This is a genomic window from Thalassobacterium maritimum (assembly GCF_031127805.1).
Classification (GTDB): domain Bacteria; phylum Verrucomicrobiota; class Verrucomicrobiia; order Opitutales; family Coraliomargaritaceae; genus Thalassobacterium; species Thalassobacterium maritimum.
In genome coordinates, this window is sequence record NZ_JARXHW010000094.1 from 1 (window position 1) to 5,537 (window position 5,537).

5 protein-coding genes are annotated in these 5,537 nt (G+C 46.8%); all 5 read right to left on the reverse strand.

What is annotated here, in order from left to right; genetic code table 11:
• Positions 1–135 precede the first annotated feature (135 nt).
• Positions 136–819, reverse strand: a complete 684-nt coding sequence (locus QEH52_RS18920) for a DUF1573 domain-containing protein (protein ID WP_308952518.1) — start codon at positions 817–819, stop codon at positions 136–138.
• A gap of 358 nt (positions 820–1,177) precedes the next feature.
• Positions 1,178–1,594, reverse strand: coding sequence for an RDD family protein (locus tag QEH52_RS18925; RefSeq protein WP_308952519.1), 417 nt, complete (start codon positions 1,592–1,594; stop codon positions 1,178–1,180).
• A 266-nt stretch (positions 1,595–1,860) separates the two neighbouring features.
• Positions 1,861–2,934: a hypothetical protein gene (locus QEH52_RS18930; RefSeq protein WP_308952520.1), complete on the reverse strand. Its 1,074-nt coding sequence runs from the start codon at positions 2,932–2,934 to the stop codon at positions 1,861–1,863.
• Positions 2,934–3,830: a hypothetical protein gene (locus QEH52_RS18935; RefSeq protein ID WP_308952521.1), complete on the reverse strand. Its 897-nt coding sequence runs from the start codon at positions 3,828–3,830 to the stop codon at positions 2,934–2,936. The genes QEH52_RS18930 and QEH52_RS18935 overlap by 1 nt, the downstream gene beginning before the upstream one ends.
• 6 nt (positions 3,831–3,836) lie before the next feature.
• Positions 3,837–5,537 (reverse strand): hypothetical protein (locus QEH52_RS18940; protein ID WP_308952522.1); only part of this gene is annotated, 1,701 nt, incomplete at its 5' end.

A 5,537-nucleotide genomic window follows, 5' to 3' on the forward strand; every position in this document is an offset into this window, starting at 1 on the left:
TTAAGCGGTCTAATAAAATCTGTGGACATGGGGGGCACCGCTCAATCACGCTTAAATTGCGCTTAATTGTGGAGAGTTTTTGCCTAGTAATTAAAAGTGTAGTTGAGTGATTCGAAGATGTTCGTCGCCTGAGGATTAACGAATCAAAGCGTGGGCATAAATAATTTTCGGTTCTGCATCGGCCATTGCGACCGTCACCTTCACCAAGCCCCGGCCACTCGCTTCGGTTTTCAAGGGCGCGACCACGACCTCAATGTCGTTTGAACCTGCCACTGCCGGCAGAGCCTCAACCGCAAAGTCAGCGGACTCACATTCAACCGACACGACCCTGGCACCGAGGTCCGCGTTGGGCGTGATTGTCAATGTCTTCGCAGCTGGCTCCGAACCAACTCGCCACAACAAGAGACCAGGCTTCATCGTGACCAATTGCGGGATGTCTAACTTGAGCGCGAGCTGAATTTCAGGCTGCGCTAAGTCTTTAGTCAGCACACGGACCTTCTTACTCTGCAAGCCCTGGCGACTGCCGACCGAGAAATCCCCCTTGATCACACCGGATTCACCAGGAGCATAAATCATCTTATCCAGCTTCGCGGTGGTGCAGCCACAGGTCGTCTTGATCTCACTGATCTCGACCGAAGAATCACCTTCATTTTTGAAAGCAAACTCGAAAGGATAACTCTTCGCATCCGGCGCGATCGTGTCTTCGATCAGAGTCCGTTCGAATTTAAGTTCCGCCTGAGCCGAATTCACCCCGAACAAGGCTACGGCCAGTAGCGGAAATAGAAATGCGTTTTTGATTGTTTTATGTAATTGGCTCATTGCGTCGTTCATCTAACTGCAACAAACAATAGACGAATCATTGTGAGCCAAATCTTTTGACTAGTCTATTCAGACTAGTCACCTGTCATCATGCAACCAACATCCTCTGGCTGCGCGCCCCAAGTCACCAAGGCCATGACACCTCGCACGGGAGTTTCCATCCCAGAAGATGCCCGACCTAGATTTTCGTCCGCACGCCCCTGAGGCAATCGAACATACTAGGTAATATCACTGTATCGAGCCAGTTTCGCCGACTCGACGAGTTCGTAGATTTCTTCAGATGAAGAGGCAAACGAACTCATCGATATTAGACTAAGCAAGATGCCAACAAGTAACGCTTTATGATTATAAAATATCATCAAATCGAATCTTTATATTTTGCGTTTGGTGCCATTTGCTCTCTTCGTTGCCCCCCATTTGCTCGCCCGTTCTCGACTCGCGTCCTAGATACTATATCCAACAGCGATTGTTTCGTATTGCCTGAGCGCCAGAAAGGAATAAGTGGTAAACAGAAAAAACCCATACCCACGATTTTAAGGATGGCGCGTAGAAGCATTAGCAAACGTCCGTTAACCTGCTGACTAAGCACTTCTATCTTTAACCCCATCATACACTGTCCGAAGCTTTGCTGCAATAAAAGCGCAGTCACTGGAAAATAAATCAGAGCAATTAACACTTCGACAGTATCACCAAGATCAAAAATGTAGCCCACACAGAATGTCAGTGCCGATATAAGCATCAAATCAATAAAAAATGCAATAACCCTGTCCATCATTATTCGAAATTTATAACGCTCCCCAAACATCTGCGATCTCTATTGTTGCCAAAGCTACCATAGACATATGGTAGCGACATAATTAGCTGCGACCTCTCGCTCGAAGGCCTCTGCATAGCATCCATAATTATCATAAATTCAACTATTTCTAGAAACGGTATTAACAGAACATAATCCTCGGCTAAACTTATATACTCCGCAACCGCGTCGAAAAAAGCAGGTCACACATCAAAGCTATCACTCGAGTAAAAGAGTCCATTGTCCAGTTATAGAGGAATCGTAAAGAATTCTCTTTCGGATTTCAAAATCGCGAGTATATCAGCAAGAAAAGGCTTAGATTCAGTTATAACAATGTCAGCCTCGAGACCGTCTAAAAGATATATACCATCTTTAGATACTACTTTGTATATAGCGAACCACTTTGCCCCGCTTTGCAGTTCAGTTACAGTGGCTATCTTCCCAGAATCTTTTGATGTCGGAGGAACTATTGCAATTGCTCGTTCACTTCGGGTTTGAGAGTTGCGGTATCCCTTTAAGAAAGTTACGTAGCGATCTTCTCCCATCTTATCAATCTCTTGCTGCATTTCTCCCAACCCCACAACCGACATAAGCTCCTTTAGCTTTGAAATATCCCCATCCTTCTGCGCATCCAGAAAGTTGCTAAATAATTGCTCGATCGGGTCAGCTGAAAATGCATTGGCGTCTCCAAAAGTCGAAAACATCCAGTGAGCGTTTGAAACACTCGATTCTGAGTGCGGCCTAAATAAATTAAGTAAATCCCAAGCTTGCTTCCTATACTCTTCATTATCAACGCTAATTACAGCTTGAGCGAGAGAACGTTTTCCCTCAGGTAACGACAACCCTCCATTTTCTTCCGTTGGCGAGTAGGTGCCGCCCCTAAATTTTGTTATAAAAAACAAATCTGCCCTTGTTTTTATTTCATCCTCTCCCACCAGTTCGACCGACAACTTATCGTTTCGATACTTAACTCGCAGAGGGCAGATCAATACATCATTATAGCTGATATTCTTCCAAAAATCATCCACTCGCTTGCCGATCGTGGTTCGAGTTTTAACTAGATATACCAGAATTTCATCTCCAGTCGAAAAAGGAGAGTCCGTCGAGACTGCAAAATGAACTACTGATGGGGACTCATTTTTTACACTTCGACTCAATAGTAATAAAGCCTCATCAAAAAGCTCTTCACGAATCGCATTATCAAGATCATCGGGGCCATTTGATAAGAATGTAAGCTCTTCGCCTAATAGGCCTAAAACACTCAAAAAAAAGATAGATATAATAGCGAAAGAGGGTTTTGTTTTGTTATATGACAATTTCATTATATCGAGTTTGGAAGACAATGGTCTATGTTGATGTTCGGAATCGGAGAGGGCAAATCAACAAATATAATCAAGCATATCTCTCCAGTCGTACTACCGCTAAAATCGCTAAGACTAGGAACCGCTAGGCTAGTTGGGGTAAAGGCACCAGTAAATCCGACTGCACCTGTCAGGTTACCAGTGTGGTCAGTTTCAAATGTATCACTTTCTGGGTCACAATCCCCCCAGCACGTATCAACATTAATGTTCACGCCCGCGCTAACTGTTGCACTATAATTGAATACTCCTTGGTCAGTGTAGCATTCACCTAGCTGCCCATCAAGATCAAGAGTTCGCTCCCAACTTCCACCTAAATCCTGTGAAGCCGTTACATTTCCTGTAACCTGAGTAGCAACAAAGGGCAAATCCTCAAGCTCTTCCATAATGCCACCAACGAGTGGTATATCATTCGGACTCCAAGTCGCTTCATTGCCAATGTCCACGGAAACCTTTCCGACCACGTAGTCAAAAAGGCTATCAGAGCAACATTCTTTACCTTCCTCAAAATTTTCGAATGTCTTTGTTCCTTCGTTGGATAGATTACTTACTCCAAGCCAGCTGATCAGCTCTAATATTTGATTTGGCAAGGCGAGTGTGTATGCTGTCGTCTCGTCTGGAGTTGCAGTTATTGCAGGGTCAAATTCTTCCCCGCCACAACATTTGTATCCTTCTGTAGCCGCATCAAGATTATGGGTCGAGCATGGAGGACAATCGCCCGAGTCGCAGACGAGTTCTCCGCCATCTTCACAGTCAAAAGCAGGCTCGCTGCCATCAGGGCAACAGTCATCGTCCGCATTTACAGTCAATGCACCCAGCACGAGCGCTTGGAGCAGTAGGATTAATTTTAGGTTTTTCATATTTTATTATCTAGTTTGAGTTAAGAGTTTTACGGCATTTGCAATGAGTTCGGGAGCTTCAATCTGAGTATAGCCCGCACCATTAGATTTACGTTCCACAAGATATTCACGACCGTCGGGATAAAGCGTTAAAAAGAGTTCCTTGCCTTCTTTTCGGTTCCAAATCTGCTCACGGCCATCTGCCCACTTCATGTAGCTCAAGCGGCCTAGAGCATCGAGCTCCTTATAGGAAACGGCATCGCCGTTAAGATAGTGCGTAATGGCTCGTCCATCCTCCGCGTCATCATAGACATACCGATCCACATCGCCATTGACCTTAAAGATTTCCCGCTCCGTAAAATCACCTGCCGAGTCATACACAGTGCGCCTAACTAAGCTGCCATTCAAATACTCAGTGGCTTCACTGCCTTCTGGCGAATCTTCCCATTTCCAAATCCGCATCGAGTCCCCATGCACAGCTCGGATAGGTCGCCCTTGCGGGTCGTAAGAGTTCTGACGGTCAAGCGTCCACTTGCCATCTTTCAACACTTCACGCTTGCGCAACTTTCCATTAGCGGGGCCTGTTGAGCTAATCACTGTGCGGCGAATCACTTCACCCGTCGCCAAATCGGTGTACACCCGCACCCCGGAATTCCAGACATAAGACCAGCGTTGCTCGTCACCACCAAGGGGATGCCGAGTCATTTCCACCGCATCCGGCGTGACCTCCCAATTCCCCTCATTAGTATTAGGGTCCCAGGAATCGTTTTTAACTGAATAAGTGGAACCGCCATCTGCGGTCACAAACCCACTCCCAGCTTCCCACTCGATCCAATTATCCGAATCTGCACCTCCGTTCTCGGCATTCGCAATCTCCATTCGATTTACTGCGAGATCGAGTGCCTTCGTTAGCTTCTTCCCCGCTTCATCCACAATAGATACCTCTCGCTTGCGTGCGTCTGCTTTGCTGTATGAGAAATACTCCGTGTTTTTTTCACCAAATCGTAAGCTACGCAGGAAGCTGACACGATAATTTCGGTAATTTGTTGAGCCATCGGGCGCGGTTAGCTCCCCATCGCCCATCTCGACCTCGATGCGTTGCTCACCGATGACGATACGCTCAGGTTCGGTCGCGCCCCGGTATTCAATCTCGAAAATTCGGCGATTGGTTTCAGCGTTTGTGATGTAAAGCGGATATCCTCTCCCCGAGTAAGTCACACGACATCTTGCTGCAGAGTCGCCCAGCTTAAACTCCTCAAGCCTTCCCTCATCATAACGAAAAACATAACCAGACTCGTCGAGCGCTTCGATCAAGACTTCCCCCCTGCGACCGATGGTCGCCTTCCAGTCTTGCCCACGTTCGACAAACACCTTCCCCCCACGCCGAGTATCACCGCTTGGATCCAACGAGAAGAATTGACGTCGCTCGTGAGGACCATCCCAATAAAGCTTGTACTGCTTGTATTGGACGACGGTCGATGCCAGCAAAGGGATACGCCAATATGGCCCGAAAGCACCAGGCGCGTCGGCAGGATTGGTATTAAAAACCAGGTTGATAAGACAGCTGGCTCCACCCATCGGAAGCTCGCCTAATACACGCACGATTCGTCCATGCCCAAAAGAATTAGCGGACCCCAAGGCATTGTTACGCGCATCTAAATCCAACAACCGCGCTTGCGCAGCAATCGAGAGCAGCAAAAAGATAAAAGTAAGAATCAGGAACCTCGC

Bases quoted from the DNA above. Each gene is read 5' to 3' on its own strand.
- QEH52_RS18935 (WP_308952521.1), bottom strand. From the start codon at position 3,830: ATGAAAAACCTAAAATTAATCCTACTGCTCCAAGCGCTCGTGCTGGGT.
- QEH52_RS18930 (WP_308952520.1), bottom strand. From the start codon at position 2,934: ATGAAATTGTCATATAACAAAACAAAACCCTCTTTCGCTATTATATCT.
- QEH52_RS18920 (WP_308952518.1), bottom strand. From the start codon at position 819: ATGAGCCAATTACATAAAACAATCAAAAACGCATTTCTATTTCCGCTA.
- QEH52_RS18925 (WP_308952519.1), bottom strand. From the start codon at position 1,594: ATGATGGACAGGGTTATTGCATTTTTTATTGATTTGATGCTTATATCG.